The sequence below is a fragment of the Paenibacillus solani genome (assembly GCF_050475945.1).
Taxonomy (GTDB): Bacteria; Bacillota; Bacilli; order Paenibacillales; family Paenibacillaceae; genus Paenibacillus_AQ; species Paenibacillus_AQ solani_A.
In genome coordinates this window covers 64102-87938 of the sequence record NZ_JBCMXJ010000001.1, presented here as the reverse complement: position 1 = coordinate 87938, position 23837 = coordinate 64102, and the positions used below count along the sequence as shown (strand labels likewise).

36 protein-coding genes are annotated in these 23837 nt (G+C 44.9%); 32 read left to right on the top strand and 4 right to left on the bottom strand.

Annotation, left to right across the window (positions count from 1 at the left end; all coding sequences use genetic code 11):
• Positions 1-25: 25 nt before the first annotated feature.
• The 12 genes from ABEQ74_RS00545 to ABEQ74_RS00490 all read left to right on the top strand — a co-directional run bounded on the left by ABEQ74_RS00545 (position 26) and on the right by ABEQ74_RS00490 (position 9166).
• Entirely contained in the window at positions 26-2359 is a 2334-nt protein-coding gene (locus ABEQ74_RS00545; RefSeq protein ID WP_430118365.1) for a hypothetical protein, read from the top strand.
• The gene (locus ABEQ74_RS00540) at positions 2359-3030 is read left to right on the top strand and encodes a LysM peptidoglycan-binding domain-containing protein (protein WP_430118363.1); all 672 of its coding nucleotides are present in this window, start codon (positions 2359-2361) and stop codon (positions 3028-3030) included. The genes ABEQ74_RS00545 and ABEQ74_RS00540 overlap by 1 nt, the downstream gene beginning before the upstream one ends.
• 6 nt (positions 3031-3036) lie before the next feature.
• Positions 3037-4002, top strand: coding sequence for an XkdQ/YqbQ family protein (locus tag ABEQ74_RS00535; RefSeq protein ID WP_430118361.1), 966 nt, complete (start codon positions 3037-3039; stop codon positions 4000-4002).
• A 1-nt stretch (position 4003) separates the two neighbouring features.
• Positions 4004-4366, top strand: a complete 363-nt coding sequence (locus ABEQ74_RS00530) for a DUF2577 domain-containing protein (RefSeq protein WP_430118359.1) — start codon at positions 4004-4006, stop codon at positions 4364-4366.
• Positions 4363-4764, top strand: coding sequence for a DUF2634 domain-containing protein (locus ABEQ74_RS00525; protein ID WP_430118357.1), 402 nt, complete (start codon positions 4363-4365; stop codon positions 4762-4764). The genes ABEQ74_RS00530 and ABEQ74_RS00525 overlap by 4 nt, the downstream gene beginning before the upstream one ends.
• A gap of 2 nt (positions 4765-4766) precedes the next feature.
• Positions 4767-5846, top strand: a complete 1080-nt coding sequence (locus tag ABEQ74_RS00520; protein WP_430118355.1) for a baseplate J/gp47 family protein — start codon at positions 4767-4769, stop codon at positions 5844-5846.
• The gene (locus tag ABEQ74_RS00515; RefSeq protein ID WP_430118353.1) at positions 5839-6423 is read left to right on the top strand and encodes a putative phage tail protein; all 585 of its coding nucleotides are present in this window, start codon (positions 5839-5841) and stop codon (positions 6421-6423) included. Before ABEQ74_RS00520 ends, ABEQ74_RS00515 begins: the two co-directional genes overlap by 8 nt.
• Positions 6420-6707, top strand: a complete 288-nt coding sequence (locus tag ABEQ74_RS00510) for a ketopantoate hydroxymethyltransferase (protein ID WP_430118351.1) — start codon at positions 6420-6422, stop codon at positions 6705-6707. Before ABEQ74_RS00515 ends, ABEQ74_RS00510 begins: the two co-directional genes overlap by 4 nt.
• Positions 6707-7678 (top strand): phage tail protein, encoded by a 972-nt coding sequence (locus ABEQ74_RS00505; RefSeq protein WP_430118349.1) that lies wholly within the window; start codon positions 6707-6709, stop codon positions 7676-7678. The genes ABEQ74_RS00510 and ABEQ74_RS00505 overlap by 1 nt, the downstream gene beginning before the upstream one ends.
• A gap of 123 nt (positions 7679-7801) precedes the next feature.
• Positions 7802-8263: a phage holin family protein gene (locus ABEQ74_RS00500; RefSeq protein WP_430118347.1), complete on the top strand. Its 462-nt coding sequence runs from the start codon at positions 7802-7804 to the stop codon at positions 8261-8263.
• Positions 8260-8889: an N-acetylmuramoyl-L-alanine amidase gene (locus ABEQ74_RS00495; protein ID WP_430118345.1), complete on the top strand. Its 630-nt coding sequence runs from the start codon at positions 8260-8262 to the stop codon at positions 8887-8889. Before ABEQ74_RS00500 ends, ABEQ74_RS00495 begins: the two co-directional genes overlap by 4 nt.
• Before the next feature lie 121 nt (positions 8890-9010).
• Positions 9011-9166 carry a hypothetical protein gene (locus tag ABEQ74_RS00490; protein WP_430118343.1) on the top strand — a complete coding sequence of 52 codons (156 nt, stop codon included), beginning with the start codon at positions 9011-9013 and terminating at the stop codon, positions 9164-9166.
• A gap of 22 nt (positions 9167-9188) precedes the next feature.
• Here the strand turns inward: ABEQ74_RS00490 and ABEQ74_RS00485 are convergent, their stop codons facing one another.
• The gene (locus ABEQ74_RS00485) at positions 9189-9401 is read right to left on the bottom strand and encodes a hypothetical protein (RefSeq protein WP_430118341.1); all 213 of its coding nucleotides are present in this window, start codon (positions 9399-9401) and stop codon (positions 9189-9191) included.
• 127 nt (positions 9402-9528) lie between these two features.
• On the opposite strand from ABEQ74_RS00485, the gene ABEQ74_RS00480 reads away from it, so the two are divergent.
• The 3 genes from ABEQ74_RS00480 (at position 9529) to ABEQ74_RS00470 (ending at position 10557) form a co-directional block, all read left to right on the top strand.
• Positions 9529-9750 (top strand): helix-turn-helix domain-containing protein, encoded by a 222-nt coding sequence (locus tag ABEQ74_RS00480; protein ID WP_430118339.1) that lies wholly within the window; start codon positions 9529-9531, stop codon positions 9748-9750.
• 87 nt (positions 9751-9837) lie between these two features.
• A complete protein-coding gene (locus ABEQ74_RS00475; protein ID WP_430118337.1) occupies positions 9838-10218 on the top strand; it encodes a hypothetical protein in 381 nt (126 codons plus the stop codon).
• Entirely contained in the window at positions 10219-10557 is a 339-nt protein-coding gene (locus tag ABEQ74_RS00470; protein ID WP_430118335.1) for a YolD-like family protein, read from the top strand. It abuts the gene before it with no gap.
• A 335-nt stretch (positions 10558-10892) separates the two neighbouring features.
• Here ABEQ74_RS00470 and ABEQ74_RS00465 read toward each other — a convergent pair whose 3' ends face one another.
• From ABEQ74_RS00465 to ABEQ74_RS00455, 3 genes are all read right to left on the bottom strand, one after another.
• Positions 10893-12107 (bottom strand): tyrosine-type recombinase/integrase, encoded by a 1215-nt coding sequence (locus ABEQ74_RS00465; protein ID WP_430118333.1) that lies wholly within the window; start codon positions 12105-12107, stop codon positions 10893-10895.
• 14 nt (positions 12108-12121) lie between these two features.
• Entirely contained in the window at positions 12122-13000 is an 879-nt protein-coding gene (locus tag ABEQ74_RS00460; RefSeq protein ID WP_430118331.1) for an ImmA/IrrE family metallo-endopeptidase, read from the bottom strand.
• Between the two features lie 431 nt (positions 13001-13431).
• On the bottom strand, positions 13432-13812 hold the full coding sequence (locus ABEQ74_RS00455; protein ID WP_430118329.1) for a helix-turn-helix domain-containing protein: 381 nt from the start codon (positions 13810-13812) through the stop codon (positions 13432-13434).
• 148 nt (positions 13813-13960) lie between these two features.
• On the opposite strand from ABEQ74_RS00455, the gene ABEQ74_RS00450 reads away from it, so the two are divergent.
• The 17 genes from ABEQ74_RS00450 (at position 13961) to ABEQ74_RS00370 (ending at position 23805) form a co-directional block, all read left to right on the top strand.
• Positions 13961-14239: a hypothetical protein gene (locus tag ABEQ74_RS00450; protein WP_430118327.1), complete on the top strand. Its 279-nt coding sequence runs from the start codon at positions 13961-13963 to the stop codon at positions 14237-14239.
• 30 nt (positions 14240-14269) lie between these two features.
• Positions 14270-14416: a hypothetical protein gene (locus ABEQ74_RS00445; RefSeq protein ID WP_430118325.1), complete on the top strand. Its 147-nt coding sequence runs from the start codon at positions 14270-14272 to the stop codon at positions 14414-14416.
• Between the two features lie 15 nt (positions 14417-14431).
• Positions 14432-14761 (top strand): DNA-binding protein, encoded by a 330-nt coding sequence (locus ABEQ74_RS00440; RefSeq protein WP_430118323.1) that lies wholly within the window; start codon positions 14432-14434, stop codon positions 14759-14761.
• Positions 14762-15096: 335 nt separating this feature from the next.
• A complete protein-coding gene (locus ABEQ74_RS00435; protein ID WP_430118321.1) occupies positions 15097-15345 on the top strand; it encodes a helix-turn-helix domain-containing protein in 249 nt (82 codons plus the stop codon).
• A 5-nt stretch (positions 15346-15350) separates the two neighbouring features.
• Positions 15351-15629 (top strand): hypothetical protein, encoded by a 279-nt coding sequence (locus ABEQ74_RS00430; protein ID WP_430118319.1) that lies wholly within the window; start codon positions 15351-15353, stop codon positions 15627-15629.
• Entirely contained in the window at positions 15626-15877 is a 252-nt protein-coding gene (locus ABEQ74_RS00425; RefSeq protein WP_430118317.1) for a hypothetical protein, read from the top strand. The genes ABEQ74_RS00430 and ABEQ74_RS00425 overlap by 4 nt, the downstream gene beginning before the upstream one ends.
• Positions 15878-16020: 143 nt before the next feature.
• Positions 16021-16299, top strand: a complete 279-nt coding sequence (locus ABEQ74_RS00420; protein ID WP_430118315.1) for a hypothetical protein — start codon at positions 16021-16023, stop codon at positions 16297-16299.
• A gap of 61 nt (positions 16300-16360) precedes the next feature.
• A complete protein-coding gene (locus ABEQ74_RS00415) occupies positions 16361-16618 on the top strand; it encodes a hypothetical protein (protein ID WP_430118313.1) in 258 nt (85 codons plus the stop codon).
• A complete protein-coding gene (locus ABEQ74_RS00410; RefSeq protein WP_430118311.1) occupies positions 16615-18603 on the top strand; it encodes an AAA family ATPase in 1989 nt (662 codons plus the stop codon). Before ABEQ74_RS00415 ends, ABEQ74_RS00410 begins: the two co-directional genes overlap by 4 nt.
• On the top strand, positions 18604-19695 hold the full coding sequence (locus tag ABEQ74_RS00405) for a hypothetical protein (RefSeq protein ID WP_430118310.1): 1092 nt from the start codon (positions 18604-18606) through the stop codon (positions 19693-19695).
• Positions 19692-20399 (top strand): MBL fold metallo-hydrolase, encoded by a 708-nt coding sequence (locus ABEQ74_RS00400; RefSeq protein ID WP_430118525.1) that lies wholly within the window; start codon positions 19692-19694, stop codon positions 20397-20399. The genes ABEQ74_RS00405 and ABEQ74_RS00400 overlap by 4 nt, the downstream gene beginning before the upstream one ends.
• Positions 20400-20404: 5 nt before the next feature.
• A complete protein-coding gene (locus ABEQ74_RS00395; RefSeq protein ID WP_430118308.1) occupies positions 20405-20599 on the top strand; it encodes a hypothetical protein in 195 nt (64 codons plus the stop codon).
• Positions 20596-20799: a hypothetical protein gene (locus ABEQ74_RS00390; RefSeq protein WP_430118306.1), complete on the top strand. Its 204-nt coding sequence runs from the start codon at positions 20596-20598 to the stop codon at positions 20797-20799. Before ABEQ74_RS00395 ends, ABEQ74_RS00390 begins: the two co-directional genes overlap by 4 nt.
• 47 nt (positions 20800-20846) lie before the next feature.
• Positions 20847-21851 carry a MarR family transcriptional regulator gene (locus ABEQ74_RS00385; protein ID WP_430118304.1) on the top strand — a complete coding sequence of 335 codons (1005 nt, stop codon included), beginning with the start codon at positions 20847-20849 and terminating at the stop codon, positions 21849-21851.
• Positions 21838-22182 carry a hypothetical protein gene (locus ABEQ74_RS00380; RefSeq protein WP_430118302.1) on the top strand — a complete coding sequence of 115 codons (345 nt, stop codon included), beginning with the start codon at positions 21838-21840 and terminating at the stop codon, positions 22180-22182. Before ABEQ74_RS00385 ends, ABEQ74_RS00380 begins: the two co-directional genes overlap by 14 nt.
• A gap of 22 nt (positions 22183-22204) precedes the next feature.
• Positions 22205-23602, top strand: a complete 1398-nt coding sequence (gene dnaB / locus ABEQ74_RS00375) for a replicative DNA helicase (RefSeq protein ID WP_430118523.1) — start codon at positions 22205-22207, stop codon at positions 23600-23602.
• Positions 23603-23616: 14 nt separating this feature from the next.
• Positions 23617-23805, top strand: a complete 189-nt coding sequence (locus ABEQ74_RS00370; RefSeq protein ID WP_430118300.1) for a hypothetical protein — start codon at positions 23617-23619, stop codon at positions 23803-23805.
• Positions 23806-23837: the final 32 nt, after the last annotated feature.

Here is a 23837-nt window from a genome sequence, read left to right as displayed (position 1 = left end):
TCAGAAATCAGAAAGGAGGGCGAATATGGCAACGGTATCCTCCACATTGCAACTGTTCGACTCCATGTCTGGTCCGATCAAAAGTATAGTTAGTTCAATGGATATGATGCTATCCACCATGAATGAACTGCAAAAAGCTGCGGGCCAGGATACCTCGATGGAAAGTATGATGGTTACTGCTCAACAGAGCATTACTCAGACAGAGACGATCCTTAACCAATTGACGGATACCATTATGAATACAGCCCAAGAACAAGAACATTTGAATAGCGTCATCAGCGAAATGGCAAATGTAAACGAATTAGCTGTGGTCGAGGATGGTTACAGGAAAATGACTTCTCAAGTTGAAGAAGCAGTACATCAACAAGAACAACTCGATCAACTGATGAAGGGATCGCCAGATTTGCAGGGAGTCCAAAACGCTGAAAACGAGATAAGCAAAATGGGCGACGCCATAGAACAAGTCATTCAACAACAAACAAGATTTAACAGCATATTTGGTGTTGTTCGTAGTTTGGCCGCGGGCACTGCTGTTAAAGTAACTTCGCTTGGGTCTGCTTTTAAACGGGCATATACAACAGCGAGAAATAAAATAGAAGAACTTAATCAAAGTATGAGTAGTACTTCGGGGCTTTTAAGTGGTATGACAAGCAAGCTCATGGCTTTTGCTGGCGCTTATATGGGGATATCTGCTGTCAAAGGCTTTTTAGGTCAATCGTCTCAAGCAGCAACTGATCAAATCACAGCAGAACAAAGATTACAATCTATCATGAGTAATATCAACGGAATGACACAAGATGGAATTGACCTAGTCAAAAACTATGCCAAAGAACTAGAAGCGACCGGGAAAACAGCGATCAACGCAGGTGCAGGAATAACGGGGTTATCTCAGCTTGCGGAATATGTTTATGATCCGCAAGTTTTAAAAGATATGACTCGCTCCATGTATGACTTGGCGACAGAGACGTACGGAGTGAATGTTAGTGCTGACCAGCTTACCCAAACCGCAAACTTGATGGGTAAAGTTATGATGGGTGATATCAATGCCTTGTCACGTAACGGCTTTAAGATTGACGCGATTTTCGATGAAGCGCAACAAAAAGTGCTCAAATTTGGTACAGAAGCTGAGCGAGCTGCACTGGTGATCGAAATGATCGATGAAAATCTTCAGGGCTTGTCTGAGTCGATGGCTAATACGCCTGAAGGAAAACTTGTTAGGTTGCAAAATCTATGGGGGGGTATTCAAGAAAAAGTTGGATATTTATTCTTAGATTTCAAACTTCAAATGGCCGAGATTGCACAAGATTTACTACCGGATGTCGAGAAAGGATTTATTAAAGCTTTTTCAGCCATCTTTAAATGGCTAAGTGATGTAGTGAAAATGGTGGTACGCATATATAACTTCACTGTTGAAAATTGGCCAACCATTGAAGCGGTTTTGTGGGGGATTGTCGCAGCAGTAGCGGCTTGGAGATTAGCGCAAATAGGTGTGAACATCGCTATGGCGGCAAACCCAGTAGGCCTAATCATAATGGCAGTTGCAGCCCTCATAGGCGTGATCGTGTTGCTAGTGAAGTGGTTTATAAACCTGTGGAACACAAATGATGAGTTTGTCGAGAATTTTATCAGAGGTTGGAATTCCGTTTTAAATTTCTTTGATCAGGTCCCCGTTTTCTTTACAAAGGTAGGGGTCGGAATAGCAAACGCTTTTCACGATGCCAAAGTAGAGTCTTTGAAAGCGTTAGATCAAATGGTAAATGGAGCCGTTGATAAAATAAATGGTTTGATTGAAAAACTCAACAAATTAAATTTTGTATCGATTGACTTTGTAGATGGAGTCGTCCTTTCAGCGTCTGCCCAAATTGAAGCAGAAGCAGCACGCCAAGCCGGTGAAGCTAAAATAGCTGCTGCTGAAGCAAAAGCAACTGGTAAGGCAGAAGAACGAGAGGCCAAGCTTCAGGAAATGATGAAAGGCAGGGCCGAAAAGAGGGCCCAAAAAGAAAAGGAATTAGAAAAACAGCTGGAAGAGCTAAACGCAGGTAAATATTTGACAGGTTTAATGGACCCAGGCACAGGTGTACCCATCATACCTAGTGAAACCAGTTACCCGGATGAGATAAAAAAGGTCAAACAGGTAGACAAGGTTAAAGGAAAGGTAGATATCTCTAGTGATGATCTGAAGATCATGCGCGAACTGGCCGAGATGAAGAACATACAGTACTTTAACACACTGAAACCTACCATCTCTATCAAGACGGGTAACATCAACAACAGCGGTGATCTGGATTCCATCGTCACCAAGCTCACGACTCGGTTAGAGGATGAAATAGCATCCAGCGCCAAAGGGGTGTATGAGTGATGGCTGACTATAGCATCGAGCTAAGCTTTAATAACCGAGAGGTTGTGTTCCAGATCCCGGTCCTCCCGGAAGAAATCGAGATTAAGGGCGAAGGGCAAGGCGAGGAACATAATGTTGCAGGTCTAGGACAGATCCATACAATCGAAGCGCCCAAGCTCAAAGAAATTACATTCAGTGGTGTGTTTCCGGCGGACATGGAGAACGCGATACAATCCAAAGGCTTTGACGCTCCGGCGGATTACATCCGGCATATTGAGGACTGGATGACCAAAAAGAAGCCCATCCGGTTTATTTTCATCAGTCAGGGATTAAAGATAAATATTCCGGTATCCATTGAGCAGTTTGATTATAAGGAAGTCGGCGGGACTCCTGGTGATTTCGATTATACCTTGTCGGTTAAAGAGTACGTGTTTTACTCGGCCAAGAAGGTGGTATTTGCAAAGGCCGCATCCTCCGGTAAGAAACAGGCAGCTGCATCAAAACCGAAGCGCCCCGACGAACGCGCAAAGCCCAAAACAGTCAAAGTCAAAAGCGGCGACAGTTTATGGTCAATAGCTAAAGCGAATCTGGGGGATGGCAGCCGATACAAGGAAATCATGAAATTGAACAATATCACGGAAGCCCAAGCCAAGAAACTCAAGGTGGGCACCGTGATTAAGTTGCCGGGGTGATCAGACATGAAAATAGTGATCGATAACAAGGACGGGAATGTGTGGGATGTCTCCGACATCGTAAAAAATTTGCGTTACAACACGGCCCGGATCGGAAAGGCTTCCTCTTTGGAGTTTACCTTGGTGGACAGCGGCATCTACCAGGATAAAAAGTTCAAATATCAGAATGGGGATATCGTTCAATTTACCGATGGCACGAACAAGGTGTTTATGGGGTATATCTTTAAATTCGAAATGTCTTTAAACGGTGAAGCCAAGATTACGGCGTATGATCAGCTGCGTTACTTAAACGCCAGTCATACGTATGTACTCAACCAGGTAACAGCTACGCAGGTTGTACAGCGGATCGCCAAGGATTTTAACCTGAAGACGGGTAAACTTGTAGACACCAAATACAAAATTCCAAATTTTCTTCAAGACGATCAGACGTTGTTCGATATGATCTGTTCTGCTTTGGATTCTACGTTAATCAAGAGTGGTACTAATTTTGTCCTTTATGATGATTTTGGCCAACTCACATTGCAAAACGTATCGGCTATGACATACGGTTTTGTCATTGGTGAGGGGAGTTTGATGACGAACTTCAACTATTCTAAATCGATTGATGAAGATACGTATAATCAAATCGTTCTCTATAAAGACAATGAAAAGTCTGGGAAGCGAGAAACCTTTATTGTCAAAGACAGCGGCCGAATCAAAAAATGGGGACTGCTGCAGCTGTATCAAAGCGTTGACGAGGACATGAACAAGGCTCAAATCAATGATCTGTTAACGCGTTTAATTACTGCCAAAAATCGAGAAACTCGTAAGATGCGGATCGATGCGATTGGAGATTTAAGGCTTCGTGCTGGGATGTACGTTAATATTCAGATTCAGCGCTTTGGGATTAATAAGTTGTTTTTGGTGGATGAATGTACACACAGCGTCGAGGGAACGTCGCATACCATGACCCTGGATTTAAGGATGGTGTAACATGCTGGATATCATTAAAAAAGCGGCAATGGATGCGCTAGGCTCTAGCAATCCGGTAGCCATACGAATAGGCACGGTAGAATCATTAAGCCCCTTGGAGATTAGCCTGGATCAAAGGTTAACACTCTCAGAGGCTTTTTTAATTGTCCCGGAATCCTTGACACGCTACGAGATTGATCTTCACCATACCCACGAATACTCGGATGACACCGGCACTGGATCAAGCACAAAGAAAACCGAGCCCGCCCTCCCGGCGAAGCCCGTTGTTATACGGAAGGGTTTATTGGTGGGTGACACGGTGATTCTAGTCCGGGTACAGGGTGGACAACAATTTGTGGTCATTGATAAGGTGGTGAGCGAGTGATACCCCAGAGCGATGTAGAAATGACAGACGAGGAGTTAGAGCCGGTCCAATTACCAGGCCGAACCTATCGATTTGATTTTAACAATGGCAGGGTAAGCAGCCACAAAGTGGATGGGATCGAAGCCGTTAAACAGACGGTGTTTAAGATCCTCTCCACCCGGCGTTTTGACCATCTCATTTACTCCGGCAATTACGGTAATGAGATGGATTTAAGCGCGGTTAGGGGAAGGGTTGTATTTGAATCAGAGGTTGAGCGGTGGGTAAGTGAAGCCTTAACACAGGATGATCGGATATCTGCCGTGACGGGGTTTAGCTTTAACTATCAACTGGACACCGTTCAGGTTAGGTTTACCGTTGAAACCGACTTTGGGTCATACCAAGAGGAACAGGAGGTGTAAGCATGTATGAGCATCAGACATATGAGGCTATATTGGAGCGAATGTTGGACCGGGTACCCGAAGGGATCGACAAGCGGGAAGGCAGCATTATTTATGATGCCTTGGCTCCGGCAGCCGTAGAGCTGGCACAGGTGTATATGGAACTGGATTTTAACTATGCCTTGTCCTATGCAGATACAGCTACTGGCGAGGACTTGGCCCGCAGAACAGCAGAGTTTGGCGTTAACCGGGAGCCTGCCACGAAAGCGAAGTGCGAAGGTAGATTCTACAATGCTTCCAATCAATTGTTTGACATTCCCCTCGGCAGCCGGTTTGCCATAGAAGATATCAATTATGTTGTGATCTCCAAAATTCGAACAGGTGTATTTTTGCTGGAATGCGAAACGGCGGGCGTGGTCGGCAATCAGAAATTCGGTGCTATGCTGCCTGTTGATTATATTAACGGACTGTCTCGGGCAGTGCTTGAGGAAATTCTTGTTCCTGGTGCAGATGAGGAACCGGATGACCAGTTGCGTGAACGGTTCTTTGCAGCCGTTAATGAACCGCCTTTTGGTGGTAATGTCGCGGACTATAAACAGCGGGTTAATGCTATTTCGGGCGTTGGAGCCACCAAGGTTTACCCGACCTGGAAGGGAGGGGGGACCGTCAAATGCACGATCATCGGTGCGGATTGGAGACCGCCGTCCTCTCTGCTGATCTCGCAAGTCCAGACGGCAGTTGACCCCAATGTAAATAGTGGGCTGGGATATGGTACCGCACCTATTGGGCACACCGTGACAATTACAGGGGTATCCACCTCTCTTATTGATGTCGAAACAACCATTACGCTTGAATCAGGCACGAGTCCAGGCCAAGTTCAAGGGCCGATCGAGGATGTTATCAAGGATTATTTGCTAGGTCTTCGAAAGACTTGGGCCTTTCAAGATCAAATGATTATCCGGGTGGCCCTAATCGAAGCGGGCATCTTGACGGTACCGGGGGTAGTGGATATTGCTAAGACAACTTTAAATGGTGCAGCTGAGAATATTATCTTGGGGGAAGAGGAAATCCCGGATATAGGGACGGTGACGCTACATGTCTGATCGCATTTTGCCGTATCTCCCGGAGTATTATCAAGAATTTCTTGAATTTAGGGAGCTGGCTCAAACCGAAGATATCGAGCTGGATCAACTGGAAACGGCTGTTCAGCAGCTATTCGACGACCAGTTTGTCATGCGGTCAAGCATACAGGCGATTAAGCGAAGAGAAATGATGTTGGGTATACAGGCTGATCCCACAACCGAATCTTTAGACTTTAGGCGCCAAAGAATTATGAACCGGTACCAGACTAAACCGCCTTTCACTGTTCGATGGCTTCAGGAGCAGCTTGACCAGCTGGTCGGCCTGGGTATGACCGTTGTGTCGGTGGACGTGGAAAACTTCATTCTATACGTAACAACCAATATTGAGAATGCCAACGTATTTCGCGAAGTCCAACACACCATACAAACCATTAAGCCCGCTAACATGGTCTACCAGCAAAATACTTCCTTAAGCGATGCCATCGACCTCAAGGAACGAATTGCTAAGCGGACCATCACATGGAACTACAAGCTGGATGGATGGAAGCTTGGGGAGAAGCCATTCTCTACGTTAGGTACGGAGGTGTTATTGAAATGATCTCATCCCAATTTTTGAATGGAGTAGCCGAATACATTAATGCCAAAGTCAGCAAGGTGGTCATTAATGAAGATTTTGAAATTACACAGTTTGACGTTAAACAGGTATCCGGCTCTATGTTGGCCCTTAACTATATCGTTCCTGCAAGTAGCATTTCTCTGGTCACACAAATCGATTTGACAGATGAATCGGGAAAACTCATATCTTCAAATCCTGTTTACTTGCCGGTATCGTCAGACACGCTCATATTACAAACAATCGAAGTTAAGGAGGTTATTCGATAATGGCTAAAACTGATTGGCAAGCGGGGGATACTGTCCAACCGGCAGACATGAATGGCATAGGCCAAGAATTAAACGATTTGCGAAATGTGGTAGATAACATCAATATCCCGCCTGCTACATTAACTGAGCCGGGTATCGTGCAGCTCTCCAATGCAACAAATGGTACGCGTGAGAACGTAGCTGCTACAGAGAAAGCTGTAGGACAGGCTTTTCAAGCTGGCAATGAGCGGAAAGCGGAAGTGGTTGCCGCGCTTGTTGCCATTGGTGTACCGGCATCCACAAGTGAAACATGGTCGCAGCTCATTCCTAAGATTGCTGCTGTAATAAAGGCAACGGGAAACGCAACTGCTTCTGATGTAATTGCAGGAAAGACGTTTAGTAGTGTAACAGCGAATGGATTAACAGGCACCATCCCAGACAGAGGCGCTGGTGGCATTGTTACACCAGGAACAACAGATCAAACAAAAGCAGCAGGGCGATATACAAGCGCGATTACTGTACTTGGTGATCCGGATTTAATCCCGCCGAATATTCGGCAGGGGGTTGATATCTTCGGGGTAAAAGGGACGTTGAAAGAAGGGCCACTTTATGCAGCTGGGATGGCGACCAGTGCAGCTTCACCAATGATGTTTCTGACCGTTAATGGGCAGAATGTAACGGGGTATAGTTCATTAACTATTACTGGATTGGGATTTAGGCCTAATAGGATTATTATTCGTGTTCTTGGAGCAGAAAACTCTCCTACATCAGATTACAATACAATTACTAAAAATGCTTCCCCAGATTCTAGTGGATCTGGTTACAATTTAGTGACAGCTGCACCAGGGAATAATGCAACCGCATTTATTTTTAAAGTTCTAGAATTTACTGGGGATAATGCAGGTGGGACGGCCTATGTTAATGACTCTAGTTTTAGATTACCATTTTTTGAAACTAATAGAATAGTGTACTGGGAAGCATTTAGGGTTTAAGGAGGGCTAAAATATTATGCAGGTTGGAAATAGAATTATGCATGAACATGACGAGCGCCGCAAGGCGTATTTTTTATGCCTCTGGTGGTCCGGGGGCTATATTATTCGAGAGGATTGAAGCAAATGGATAAGGTTAAATCTTTTATAATTGCAGCCGGTGCCGCATTGGTACCGGCTTTTGATTACCTGTACGGTGAGGGGGACGCTGTGGCCGCTATCATGGTAACTCTGCTGTTCTTCATTATCATGGATTGGATTAGCGGAGTAAGAGCCGCAAAGAAGGATTTCACATACGCCAGTCGGTACGGTTTGGATGGGATTATTAGGACGTTTTTTATTCTGTTGCTGCCAGCGGGCGGCCATCTACTGGATGTGGTCCTGTCGTTGCCTGGCGCATTTTTTGGTGCCCTAGCATTCGGCACACTGTATCATGTGGTACAAAGTATGACCGCTAACTCAATTCGGGCCGGCTGGGGTGACTTTCTGCCGCTGCCGGTACTCAATGCCATTATTGAGTGGGTTAAGTCAGAGTTGGACAAAAAGATTAAAAGGGCTGAATCGAGAAAGGATGGTGAGGCTCAATGACAAAGCTTAACATCGTAAATCCTGGACTTAAATTTAGGTATGCCTTAGATCCGCCGCCTTCCAAGGTTGCTTATTTAGTACAGCACCATATGGCTCATAAGACGTGGGGGATCCATGAGGTCCACGACTTTCATAAAAACTCTAAAGGTTGGAACGGGATCGGTTATAACTGGTGGGTTGGATTTGACGGAACGATCTATGAAGGCCGAGGCTTCCATTATGGGGCAGGCGTAGAAGGTCACAACCACGATTCACTCCATATCGGGTACCAAGGCGATTTTACACAGCAGCAGATGACCGACGCACAGCTTGCAGCGGGTATTGCGTTAAATGCATGGTTATTGGGAAAATACCCTTCGGCAAAGATCGTCGGTCACAAGGAACTGGCGTCGACAGCTTGCCCTGGTCAATACTTCCGAATGGATGAACTTAAAAAAGGATTATCAAAAAGGGAGGATAAGCCTATGAGCGATAAAGCCAATGTAATTGCATATGGCAAACAGATAAAAGACGGCAAGCTTATTGATGGTACTGTGTATGTGCCTTTAAGAGCAGTAGCAGAAGCTAGAGGGGATAAAGTCTCTTGGAATAATAAAACCAAGACGGCCACGATCACGACTAATTAAAGATACATTGAGGACCCTGTCAGCCTAAGCCAACAAGGTCCTTTTTTCGTTTAGAAGTTTATTTATACAACTAGTTGTTTTATAATAATGAAAACAGATCCTGAGTAAGGAGGGAAATCTGGTGTCTAAGAAAATCCAGTATCTCGACTACGCCGTACAGGACAATGTTTTAGTGCCTCTGGTCTATCTCACTTCGGAACAACTCGACCAGTTGATATTTGAATATGATTCCTTTAATCTGAAACAGGTACAGCGGCGTAAAAAAAGAGGGGCCTGATCTCGGCCCCTCTCCCTGAAACTTATCCGCGACGCTTATGCTGCGTCATGCGGTGGTGCAGGTCATACGCCCGCTGTTCTGCATCTGTGAGGGCATACCGTCCAAGTATCTGTTCCTCACGATTTTTGAATTCCTCCTTGGTGATCCGTCCCAGTCCCATCTGGTCTCGGGTCACTCTAAGGAGGTGTTCTCGTTTTTGGAGCTTTTCAAAAGCTTCCGTTAACACTTTATCCATTTGTCTCACCTCCTTATGATTTAATTATATACGATATTCGTATAATTGTCAACGATATTCGTATAAATATTTCTATTATCGTTTACTTTTAACGAATATCGTATATAATAAAGATGAGGTGATCGAAATGTTCAAGCTTAAACTGGACAAAATACTATTTGAAAAGAGAATGAACGCGAATCAATTATCTGAATTGACCGGAATCCGCTATCCTACAATATTGGATATGGTCAAAAACAAATCAAAAGCATGGTCCCCTGATAATTTAGATAAGGTATATAAGGCGCTCGAATTAACTAGCGTTACTGAATTAATTGAATACGTAAATGAAGAAGCCACCGAGGCATAGCACCCGGCGGCTTTTTTTACATTGATAAAAGAACCTGTGTTCTCATATAATACAAACAAACGTTCTTATTATTTGAGGTGAGAGCCATTGGGTGTTGGACTGAAGACCGAAGAATTAAAATTAGTTAAGGATTATATCTTGTTACCTCTTTTGCTTGATGTCGTGGAAAACGATCGAAGCATCCTGTCCACGGCTGCCTTAAAAATGCCCGCGATAACCAATGTCTTAGTCAATCGATTACAAAAAGCAGCGTTAGCCGATTTGACTCAGGTGCGCAAAAACATGCGTGATCTAGGATTGAAAGTGTACGAACAAAAAAAGACACATCTTGGCGTGGAGGTTGAATTTTTATTTAGGGGATACCACCACAATCTATCCATGCTTTGGGGGCTGGTTGATACCGAGATTGAGCAGAAGTCTTACACGTATCTGGGATTAGATATCGCAGATAAGAGGAGGGAATCATAAATGACTACTCGCAAAAAGCTGGAAGGCAACGGGCTATGGGAATCCAGTCGTATGATGCTTCCAGAGCACAAGGAAGCAATAATTCGTAAACGGCTGGAAGAAGGGAGGAAAGATCGGCCAACGCTAGATCCGCAGCAAATGGAATTGATTGAACAAGCGTTGGTTGAATCTTTTCATGAGCACCGTACCATAACAGTTAGGTTGTTTGATGAATATGAAGATATTGAGTTAAAAGGTATTGTTGTATTGATCCACGCGTTCAAACGGGAGATCAAATTGTCCATTGGCGAAGGTGATTGGCATTGGATTAAGATTGATGAGATTGTTTCGGCAAATTAAAAAGTGAAGGAAAAGGACTCCGCTGTTAAGAGCAGGAGTCCTTTTAATGTAGAAATTTTCTTTTTTTTTAGAACCCACACTTTACCCTCAAAAAAGCTTGTAGGTTGTTGTTTTGCCTTGTAGGTTGTACTATGTTAGAAGGCGTTAAAATCTTGATTCTGAAAGGGTTGTTGTAGAATGAACTATACTCTTGTACATCCTGTCAGATATATGTTCTACATTTAAGTTGTTGTTACATTAGTTGATCGATAAAGCTGATTAAATAAAGGGATAGCGGGCTTTTATGCCAATCGCTATCCCTTAAAAAATCACATAAAAATCACATTCTCTGCAGATCATTCGGGTTCATGATTAATTTTGAGGATGTCTGCGAAGTGTTTTTGAATCTTTTGATCCGCATCTTGTCTCATTTTCTCTGTCACATGTGTATAAATCTGTAGGGTGGTTTTTTCATTGTCGTGACCGACACGGTCCATAATTGTTTTTAGATCGACACCTGCTTCAGCTAACATGCTAACGTGGGTATGTCTAAATATATGAGGAGTCGCTTTTTTTTGTATATCTGTAAATTTCAAAATAGCATACATCCGATCACGAATTGCTTGGGCATTTAATGGGTATCCGTCATTATTACGAAAGAGGAAACCCTTATCGTGATAATCCGGAAACAACAATTTGTGCTCCTTCATCAGTACCTTCATTCGATTAATGTGCTTATGCAGCATCTCCATTACCATGGGGTCCACTGAGACTGTTCGTATGGATCCCGTCGTTTTAGGAGGCGTAAGCAGATATTTCCGCATATTATCACTGTCCATTGTTTTGGTGATCCTGATACTGTTTCTATCGAAATCTAAATCAGTGTTCTCATTCAATGAACATAGTTCCCCAGATCTCATCCCGCTAAAGGCTAGTAGATAAAAGATCTCCTTGTCTTGGGGCTTGCCATGATCAATAGCAGCCTTAAGGAATTCGGACAATTCTTTTCGTGAGAGATACTTCTCTTCGATAACGGCATTCTCAATTTCCTCTACGCTAAGCGTCTTTTCGGGAACGATAGTGTCGATCGCCGGATTATCCATTCTCAATTTATTAAGAACAGCGTATTTAAAAATCATGTTACCTGTATTATGAATACCGTCCATGGTGTTTTTTTCATATCCTTCATCGTCAAGGTGATTAAAGATATGTTGGTATTCTCTATGTGTAATTTGAGAGATGTTTTTCTTCGCTAGATACCTATTGAGGACTTTGATTTGGACACCTCTTTGTCTAACAGTTCTTCGCTTAACTTTACGTTTTGAATAAGTCTTTAACCAATCTTCGGCAACATCCTCGAATGTCATTTTCCGGACTTTCTTTTCATCTATTCCATGATTTTTCAAATCATCTAAAACTTTTTGTGCACGTGCATAGGCTTCCTTTTTCGTGTCTCCACGGCGAGGGATTTGCTTTCGTTTTCCTGTAACTGGGTCTGGAGGACCCTCTAATGTACAAATCCATTTATAACCTTGCTTGTTGTTGGCAGGAATCTTTGTATAACTTGCCATTTTGATCGACCTCCTTAAAACTCGTCACCATGAAATCTCAGAAGTTCTTCAATGTCCCTTTTTTGAATAACAAACCTATAGGCAGAGTTATAGTATCTACTGGCGAGGTGGCTGAGTCTCAAGCTGATACGTCCGTCCAACGTGTAATCCAAATCATTAAACTGTATAGGCTTACTATCTATAAATGTTTCTAATTGATTATCTTCAATTCGATCGAAGGGGCCATCTAAGGAAAAGGTGAATTCTTCTTGATTTAATAACGTATGTTGGTCTACCTGAACTACGAATTGAGAAGGATCAGTACATTCCCAGGATGAATCGTAGTATGCATATATGGCTGTCTCAATATTATTAGCAGCAGAATCTATCGGGGGATCGGATCTTGCGTTGTTATTTTCTGTGTAGGAATGCAATAGTCCCCCGTCGTACAATCTTCGGTGAATTTGATCCAGCCTCTGTTTCGCATGTTTCATTGGCACTTGGAAAACTAACGATAAATAGTTTATTGCTTCATTTTGATTAGTAGGTAAAGATAGTCTTTCTATTAAATAGATTGGCATTGAAGCATATAGAAGGAAAATGTTAGCTTCTGCTTCCTGGCCTTCCTTAAACATTTCGGGCATTTGTCTTTGATCACCGTAATGACGCAACACATGACATAATTCATGAAAAAAGATCATGCGTGAAGAAACATTAGATTTTCGCTTGTCTAAGATAATGACACCTTCGACATTGTCAGAGAATGATTTACAGATATCGTATCTAAGATCAACCCCGAATAGAGCAGCGATACGGCTTGCGTCTAGATCGACAGGAGAATATATCCCATCAGCTTGATAATGGTCATTTATCCATTGTTCAAGAATGGTTTGGCGATACAAGGAGAAATTCATGTGAAACACCTCATAGCTGTTTATGTAAATGTCATATGTTATTTAGTCTGAATCTCTTTTTCTTCCTTTTTGGATCGTTCACATATAGATTTATCTACGATTGCGTCCTTTAGAGATATCTCAGTAACTATAATCAATGGTTCTGAATAGCTACTTCGCTCAGAACCTTTAATGACACCTAATCTAATCAACGTACACCCTCCTTTTGAGAACCTATGTTCGGTTTGACTTAAAAATAAAAAGCCAAGAGTGGCTTTTATCTTTTTATATACTGACCGTTAGCGTGCAAGATTAATGGGGAACGACATTTATAACGGGTTGGGATTTTACCCACTATGTTGATCTTTCTACCGCAAACTGATTATGAAAGAGCTGCCACAGATTGAACAGTTTTAGCAAATTAAGTTATTCCCCATCGGCTGGGGTAGATGCTATTTTTTCTGGTCCTTTTCTGCCTGTTCAGCAGCTCTACGCTTCATCGCTCTGTAACGTTCAAGCGCTGCTTCCATCTCTTCAATTTCATCCTCAGTGTAATTTTCAGGGCCTCCGAAGAATGACAGATTGTATTCTGGTTTCTTCAGAAGATCTGAACCGATATAACCAACAGCTCTCATAAGATCGTAGTAGTCTACACCTTTCAGATGTGATGCCAGAATTTTGAGGTTGTCAGGTGAAACTTTGTGGGCACCAGATTCTATTCTGTTTATAGTAGAATGGCTCACGCCTGACACATCAGCCAGTTCTCTTTGGCTTCTATAGCCACTTTCCTCCCGGAGTTTTGCAAAGTAAACCCCGAATTCCTTAAGATTCATAAGTTTATCACCCACTTACAGTTTAACAGAATGTTTCATTCTTGAAACAAAATAAATGTATCAATAATGAAATTTATTGTTGCATACGTGTTACAATCATGTTATATTGGGTTTGTAACAAGCGTGAAACACGAAAAGAGGTGAAAATATGAGGATCGTTCCCAAACCTGGGGAGCTTGAAAAATTGCAGAAGGAAAGAGAAATGACCGATCAGGAATTCGCGGATTTTATAGGAACATCCCGTTCCTCACTATGGCGGGCTAAGCTGCCGCCAGAAGATAATAGATTCTCAATGGGTCAAGATGTAATGGCAAAAATTCTAAAGAAGTTTCCGGCAAAGTCGTTTGAAGACTTATTTTTTTTAGACCAACTGTCTCACGAGTGTTACATTGACGAAGCAGCTTCTACAAATACAGATGTAGTTTAAAAGAGGATCAACATGAAAGGAGGGACATCATTGGAACAGAGCTTACAAAACATCAAAGAGATTCGCGAAACGCGTGATCCAGAAGAAGTTAATCAGCTATTGAATGAAGGTTGGGTTATGAACTTTATCAGTCATGAGCCAAGCCGCAGTCGTTATGTCCTCTTAAAAGTCGAGTAGGAAGGAGAGTCCTATATGGAATCAAGTTTTTTACAAGTACAGTTCGACTACACCCAATTACAAGATGCTATAAACATTGCTGTGGACCAGGCACTGGAAAGGCATACCTTGAAATCAAGCCTGCCGCCACTTCTCACAAAGTCACAGCTTATGGACTTATTAGATATCGGAGCGACCAAGGCTTCCGAACTCTTAAATCGTGAAGATTTCCCAGTGATCCGAGAATTCGGTCATCCAAGAGTACCGACTCACTCTCTTATGATCTGGATTGACGAACATACCGATTGGATCAGGGACAACTCCGGGGAAAAATCGAAGGTCAAAAGGAAAGGGCGGGTGGCATAGGATACGATTTCGCTGGATTCGCCAGTCATCCCGATCAGGTTGTGTGTCAGCCACGGTAACAAGAAGCCTGTTGAAAAACATAGATGTTGAGGTCGCATTGGATCTGTCACTTCCGCACTACGCTTTGAACTCTGAGAGTCTATCGAAGCTTGAAAGAAAAAGAGTTTTGAAGGAAGCGACTGCTAGCTTGAAAAGGATAGTAGAAACCCGCCGGAGCGGATCCAGCGCCAGCGGGTAGGGGATTGGAGTGAGGTAGAACTCTTAATTTCATATTACAAAAATGCACCTCACTTTCCCATTCCAAAATGGAATATTTGGGGGAGGTGAACAAGGAATTGAAGTTTGGAGCAATCATGCAAGCCTGCCGGGAACGGGCAGGACTTACTCAGGAACAGATGGCAGAGAAACTGCACCGGACCCAGGCTTGTATATCAAAGTACGAGAACGATCATAAAATCCCGGACATGCCCACCATGATGAAATGGATGGACGCTACCGGGGCCAAAGAGGTGCTCGTTGCATTTCTATACGGAATGGACGGTCTCTCAATTTTGCAAAACATGATGACATTAGTAGGAGGTTGATGGATTTGAACAGAGAGGTCTTAGCAAAACAAGCACTACAGGCGGGAAAAAGAGCTGAACATAATCTGCAGGTCATCGTTCGCAATCCGGATAAAATGATTCACCCGAACAACTTGGTTAATGGAATCGGCTATTTAAACAACATGATCAAATTTGCAGAAAAAGAATTGGAAATGAAAAAAGACCGCCGGCCAGGGCAGTCTCGGTTGAGAACACGTCTTAAGAGTCTCTTGGTGTCTATTTTAATCGTCGAACGTCAGAAGCGCAAGGGGGTTGAACTATGACGACCCCACAATCACCTGCAGCAGCTGCATACATAGCCAGCGTACAAGCATTACGAGCAAGTTCAGCCTCACTTCTGATTTTCGCAGAACAGGACCAAAACGATCCTGATCAGCTGCGCGAATTAGAGCGCCAGCGGCAAAATGCATACCTGAATTGGAGTAACTCAGTCTATTTCCTTAAAACCTTACCTGTGGCTGACATGGCCGCAGCAATGGACCAAATCGAAACAGAACTCGGGTACCAATGACAGAGCTTCGGCTTTGTCTCCCGGCGTCGGACAGTATTCTAACCTATTCTCCTGTCTGGCGTCGAGAGATGCGGCTGACGCATCCAAGGTGGCGCCAACCCCCGGCCCATCTTGAAAAGTACATATGAAGGGAGGAAACGGCTATGCAGGTGATTCAGAAACTGACCGTTGTTAGTAACCCTACTCGAATATTTGAGGTCGGGACAGAAGTGAACAAACGAGAAGTAATTGAAATCAAGCAAGTGGGTGATGACAATATTTCAGAGTTTTGGGTGATCGATGAGAACGAGCAGATCATTGTGAGTGTGGAAAATTGCCCAGTGATCGTAGAGTGGCAGGAGTTTGTGGAAGATGGACCAGCGGAGACTGTGAAAACAGAAAATGACCCGCAGCAACGGGTCATATCTGGTGCCAAAAATTAAATTTTTGATGCCCCCATATTAGCAGATGGGGGCAAATCATTCAAGAGGGAGTGATCCAGGAATGGGAGCAGCGATGTCGCTTGATATTACTGGCGAACGCATAGAAATCGTGGTGCAGCCCCAGAGGATGTATACGCCGACGATCCTGTCGGTAAGGGGTAAAAGCGGCACAATAGAGATTCATTGTAACGATGAGCAGTTGGCTGAGATCGAATATGCGATCCAGCAACACTTTGAAAACAAAAGAATTTCTGATTCACCTAAACAGACCATTAAAGATGTCGAATTGGATTATTCCATTAAGGAGGGAATCGCTTGAAGAAGATTGTTCTTGTATCGTTGATTCTTCGCAATTTCAAGGGAATGCGGGAATTTGTGCTAGACACTGGTAGCGATAGTGTTTCCGTATTCGGTGACAACGCTACAGGCAAGACAACGCTGTTTGATGGCTTTGTATGGGCGTTGTTCGGCAAGGACAGCCAGAATCGGACGGACTTTGAAATCAAAGGTCTGGACGAACTGGGACTAGTAGCTGAGCATGGTCTCCAACACGAGGTTGAAGCAGTGTTGATGGTTGACCGCCGTCGCCGTTCCTTTAAGAAAGTATTTGCTGAGAAATGGACGCGTAAGCGTGGGCAAGCAACTTCTGATTTCAGCGGGCACACTACGGATTATTATGTGGACGGTGTGCCAGTGAAACAAGGTCAATATAAAGCAGAAGTCGATGGGTTGATTAGTGAGGATATCTTCAAATTGCTGACAAGCCCTTCGTATTTTAATGATGTGTTGAAGCCAGATGCTCGCCGCAAGGTGCTCCTAGAAGTGTGCGGGGAGATGACGGATGCCGAGATCATAGCAGGTAATAAGCAATTGGCACCGTTGGCTGACATTCTGGGTGATCGCAGTCTTGAGGATCATCGCAAGGTGATTGCAGCTCGCCGCACTGAGATCAACAAGGAACTGGAGAAGATTCCGGTTCGGATTGACGAAGCCCGTCGCAGTATGCCTGATGTATCCGACCTAGATGGAGAGCTGCTGCAGGAGGACATCGACACTCTTCGTGGGCGGATAGATGCCAAAGTCGCAGAGCTTCAACGAATCCAATCCGGTGGAGAGCTATCGGCTAAGGAGCTTCGACTGCGTGAGATAAGTGCTGAACTGATAGATATTAAACAACGAGTGCAGGCAGGCGGAATGCAGGCGGTAAATGATCATCGGGAGCGGATGTTTCAACTTGGCGGCGAAGCATCTGGATTAAAATCGCAAATTGCCGCTGGTCAGCGTGAGATTGAGCAGTATAAACGGCAGGTCACTCGAGCTGAGAATCAAGCGGCCCGCCTGCGGGAAGAGTGGCATTCGGCCAATGAGTTGGCTTTCTCGGGTGAACATCAACATGACGGAAACTGTCCTTCTTGCGGTCAAGCCCTTCCTGCAGATCAAGTGCAGGCAGCTCATGAGAAAGCGTTGGAAGACTTTAACCTGAACAAGTCAAGACGCCTCGAGCGGATTTCGTCAGATGGCAAAGCTGCTGCTGAAGAAGCCAGAAAGCTGAAACACTCCATGTTCGATCAGGAAGAAAGCTTAAACAATCTTGAAAAGCAGTTGACTGTCAAACAAAAAGAGATATCTGAGGCGGAAGCAACCTTGCAAAGACTGTCAACCCAGGTTGCTGATCCGGGCGAGGATCCGGAATATCAGGCGAAAAAGCAAGAAGCTAACGCAGTGCGTGAAGAAATAGAGCAGCTTAACTTCGCTGCTTCCGATGCGATTTCCAAAGTACAATCGGAAATCAGATTGTTCCGCAGTCAAGTGGACGAGCTGGAGGCAGACAAAGCCAAACTGACCACAGTAGTAACGACCGAAAAACGCATCACTGAGCTGGCCGAACAGGAGCGCAAACTTGCTGCTGAATACGAACAACTTGAGCATGAACTGTACCTCACGGAGGAGTTCACTCGCACAAAGGTCAGCATGCTGGAATCCAAAATCAATAGGAAATTCAAGTATGCACGGTTCCGTCTCTTTGAAGAACAAGTCAACGGTGGTCTGAAGGATGTCTGTAAAACAATGTACAACGGCGTGCCATATGAGGGCGGGTTGAATAACGCCGCACGGATCAATGTAGGGTTGGACATCATCAACACGCTAGGTGAACATTACGGATTCTCAGCCCCTATCTTTGTAGACAATGCCGAAGCGGTAACACAATTGATCGATACAGATGCACAAGTGATTCGCTTGGTGGTATCTGAGAACGACAAAAAGCTCCGTTTGGAGCACAACGACATCCAGGAGGCGATCTAATTGAGCGACTTTTCAACAACTCTTTCCAAGGTCAATGACAACTACTTTCCGATGATCGAACGTCAACTCATCGGGAATGGCGTAAATATGGACGAATATGCAAAATCATGTGTGATAAATGCGATTTCAGCAATTAACAATGCTTTGGATTCCAAAGGCATCGGCTGGAATGACGCAGATCTCGACAAAAGCAATATTACTCAGATCTTGCTTCAGGTCGCTTCCCTTAAACTCAATGCCGCGGCTAGCCCCCGAGAGGTATACTTTCAAACTCGGAATGTCTCAGTCAAAAAGAAGGTTGATGGCAAGGACGTTACTATTTGGAAGAAGCAAGTCGAGATGGGAATCGAGGGCGATGGCAATGATGCCATCCTCGCTCGCTACGGACGTGACGTGAAGAAAGTGGGTCAGTTCTGGCTTGTACGAGAAGGCGATGATTTCACTTATCCAGAATACACCGGATTCGATGTTGTGCCGCCAACGTGGCGGCCAAAGGGCAAGGGTGATGTGGTGAGAGTTGTGTATCCCATCATGAAGAAAGACGGAACTATTGAATTTCACATCGCTGAAAAGGAAGATGTTGTCCGTAATCTTGTTGCACATATGAATAACAACATGATGAATGAGACATTCGGTATTTGTGCTGATAGATACAAAGCAACCCCCGAACAACGCAAACAGATCGCAAAGAAGAAATCAGAAATCCTTAACAAAGCGAAGAGTGCGGGAATGGCAGCATTGGATGACCCTGAACTACAACAATATATCAGCCCTGCATGGACTGAGCCACAGAGTCGTGAATCCATGATTATACGTAAGATGCGGAACAACGTAGTGAAGAAGATTCCTAAAGACTTCGGTAATGCTTTGGTTGAAATGTCATACGTAGAAGCCACGGACGAATCGTATAACGAAGTTCAACGTGAGATCGCAGAACACGCTAACTCGGAGCCGATTGACATCACTCCACCAACAGGACAACCGACGGATGAAAGCGAGAATCCACAGGAACAACCACAAGAGGAAGAACAACGGGAAATGGACTTCAGTGATCCGGGAACTGAGGGCGCTGTAAGCCCTGATAAATGGTGATCGAAATTACTTCCCTTGGCTCCAGCAGCGCGGGTAACGCCTATCGGATTACGGATGGTAAAACGCCCCTGTTGTTGGATGCAGGGCTTCGTTACAAGGACATTCAACGAGGCCTGGCCTTTCAGGTATCGTCCTTGGCTGGTTGCCTTGTAAGTCACGAGCACGGTGACCATACGGTGGCTGTCAAGGATCTGATCCGCACAGGGGTAGACATTTACACCAGCGCAGGCACCGCTGATGCATTGCGCATCGATGGCCATCGTGTGAGACTCCTGCAAGCTTTGCAACCTATTACCATTGGTACTTGGTCCATTTTGCCGTTTGATACACAGCACGATGCAGCGGAGCCGTTGGGTTTCCTCCTAGCCAATTCAGCGGGAGACAAGCTGCTTTTCGCAACTGACACCTATTTCATCAAGCATCGCTTTTCTGGACTCACTCACATCATGATCGAATGCAATTATTCAATTCAGATACTCAATCAAAATATTGCCGCTGGTCGTGTGCCGGCGGTGATGAAACATAGATTGCTCCGATCACATTTCTCTCTTGAGAACGTGAAGGAGTTCATCAAAGCGAATGACATGCGACGGGTACAAGAGATTCATTTGCTTCACCTATCAGACAACAATTCAGATGAAGCACTTTTCAAGCGTGAGATTATGGCCATGACGGGCAAGCAAGTGTTTGTAGCAGGTAGGTGATCGTTATGGAGGATCTTGCAGGACAACCGATTCTTCGCAGCATGATGGGTGAACGGATTTGGAAATTGTTTGATACCGATAAGGCAGCATTTCAACGGGAAACCATTGCTTACTTTGCTAGAGGGTATCCTGGCTGGACAGTTGTACGAGTTAAGTACCCGAACGTATTCCTACGAGATGACAGGGGGCATAAAGCGTGAATGAACCCGTACAGTTAGATCTCTTCGGAGATCATGAAGATAAGCCCAAAGAACCAGCCTTAAATGGGATGTATTACGAACGATCGTCAGGCAATTTCGTCTCTTACGTACTTGGACGCAGACACTTTGAGATTACGCCAGGTCGATGCCTTGGGGATAAGGGTTGGAAAGAAAGAATCATGAGAGAACGTGCTATATAAAAGCAGTTTTAGGTCAAATCAATTGTAGTTAGTCAGGGGATGAGCATATGCCCGGTAGTTACCCTTTTCCGATTTACTCCGGATTACTGGAGCCAGAACACTACAAGAAAATAGGCAGCGCGATATGGCTTTTCCTTTGGTGCGTAAGCTCCACGACAGCGGAGAAAGAGGAAGAAGGAACAGTCTGGGGCATCGTCCTTGGGAACAAGCCTATGAAGCTGTCAGAGATCGGTGAGAGATTTGGGGTTAACGACAAGACAGTGAGCCGCTGGCTGGACAACTTAGAGCAGCATGAATACATACGAGTGACCAGGGCTCCAAGAGGTTTGATTCTCGCAGTTAGAAATTCAAAGAAATGGACGGACAAAATTGTCCGATCACATGAAAATGAACAGACAGAAATGTCCGATCAAATGGAAAGTGATAAGACAAAACTGTCTGATCATGAAGGTAGTGAACAGACAAATATGTCCGATCATCAGCAATTTTCAGAGAGTGATCGGACAGAAATGTCTGATCTAAAAGATATTATAAAGAACTTGATAGATAGATGGATTAATGGATTAGGCGAAGACGATCAAAAAGAGTTGAGTTCAAGGTCCGGGGTGCTGACGTCCGCTGTGGGTGCCGTCTCCACAGGCCAAATAGACCTTGATAAACCGACAATCGAACAGCGTGTTCTCCAAATCGAAAAATATTACATGCAGAAGAATGGGGTGCTTAATCCTGTTCCAAGCGATTGGGAACATGTACGTGAGGTTGCGAACGAGGCCATGCCGCTGGATCTCGTATACTTTTTCATCGATCTTGCTATCGCTAGAAAGAAGGCTACCAGAAGGCGGCCAGCAGATAAGATCAGGATGTTTTCTTACTGCAAAACTGTGATATTCGGCTGCTGGGACGACTTACTTTCCTATCTCGAACGGGTTCAGGCAAAGACTAGGGTACCGGCTGCAAATCCAGAATCGCCAAAACGGAAAAGCAAGCAACAGCAAGAGATAGACGAACTTGAACGTTTTATCAGGGAGGAGAGAGAGCGTGGAACTCATTGAAGTGGCAGAGCTGTATAGGCATATAAAAAAACACTATCCGTTCTTCGACGCAGCTGTTGAAAAAATCAAGGAAGATCACGAGCAGTACCTAAAGGACTTCTCGGCTGATATGGCGTGGCACAACATTCATCAGCATATCAAGACGGAGACGGTAACGCCGGGAATACCACACATTCGTGGAAGACTCGGTGAGCAGATCGAAAGGAACCGAATGAGAACTGAGACTGCGGAATACTTCTCCCGTCTGGATTCATGGGGCAATGATAGCACGCCGCCTGACGGCTATTGGGAACGAGGTCGCCAACTACTGAGAGGTGAGACTGGTGTTTGATCACACAGAGTTACTGGAAGCCATGGGCATTGAGAGGCCATTTGATATTGAGGTCGAACAAGCGGTGCTCGGCTCTATTCTGCTCGACGAAGCTGCCTATGACCAAGCGGAGGAAATTCTCCAAGGTGGCGAATTTTATGAGCAGGATCACGCTCGGATTTTTCGTGCTATGCGGCAATTACGCACTGAAGAACAGCCGATTGATATTCTTTCGTTAACCGCGCAGCTACAGGATAGTGAGGAGCTTGAAAAGGTCGGTGGGGTCAGTTATCTCTCAAGAATTGCGGCATCGGTGCCTACGTCGGCTAACGTTTCCTACTACGCCGGGCGGGTTCAGGAGATGTTCCTTCGCCGACAAGCTGTGGACGTGGCATTCAATTTACTACGTAATGCTGGAGAGGAACAGGATGTCAAAGGGTTCATCGCCATGGCCGAAACGGCGGTATCAAAACTGTCAGATCAGACTGTAGCGGCACGGGAATTCGTGACCATGAGTGATGTTCTAATGCAGGTATGGGACGAAGCCGAGGAACGGTACAAAACGAAGGATATCAACCGAGGAGTTACGGGCACACCATCGGGTTTTGCGGACCTGGATCGCATGACTGCGGGTTTCCAGAAAAACGATCTGATCATCGTAGCAGCACGGCCCTCTGTCGGGAAGACGGCCTTCGCACTCAACATCGCCCAAAACGTTGGGATACACGCCAAGGAGACGGTAGCTGTCTTCAGTTTAGAAATGTCGGCAGGGCAGCTCGTTCAGAGGATGATTTGTGCTGAAGGACAGATTGACGCAAGCCGCATGCGATCGGGGCGATTCGAAGATGATGATTGGGAGAAGATGTCCTCGGCTGTAGGGTTGTTGTCTGGCGCAGACATTCACATTGATGACACGCCAGGCATTACGGTGAACGAGATCCGTGCCAAGTGTCGCCGGCTCAAGAAGGAAAAGGGTCTCGGGATGATCCTCATTGACTATCTGCAGCTGATACAAGGGAACGGTCGCCGCGGGGCTAATCGCCAAGAAGAAGTTTCACAGATTTCGCGCACGCTGAAGCAAATTGCACGGGAACTCGAAGTTCCAGTTATCGCTCTGTCCCAGCTTAGCCGGGGCGTTGAACAGCGGCAGGACAAACGTCCGATGATGAGTGATCTTCGTGAATCTGGATCGATAGAGCAGGACGCAGATATCGTCGCCTTCCTATATCGAGACGATTATTACAATCAGGAGAGCGAGAAGAAGAACCTCATCGAGATCATCATTGCTAAACAGCGGAACGGACCGGTCGGTACCGTGGAATTGGTATTCCTGAAGAACTTTAATAAATTCGTCAATTATGAACGGACACAAGCCAATACCTTCGAACCACAGCCGTCACAGCAGAAGAAGGTCAATATGGATAAGCGCCGATGGGCGTGAAGGGAGAAAGGGAGATGAGGAGTCCATGGAGCAAGTGGAGCGTGTTCGAATACATGAAGCACCGTTTCGTCCGGACGGGGCGGGTGCCTGATCAGCAAGAGCTGCTTATGGAGTTCACTGGAATGGAGCTTTCTGAAATTGATGAGGGCGTCAAAGAATTTCAACTAGCAATCGAGATCGGAGGCGAGAGGCTTGCGCAGTGAAGCTCGAATCGACCCGTATTTTCAGGACACAC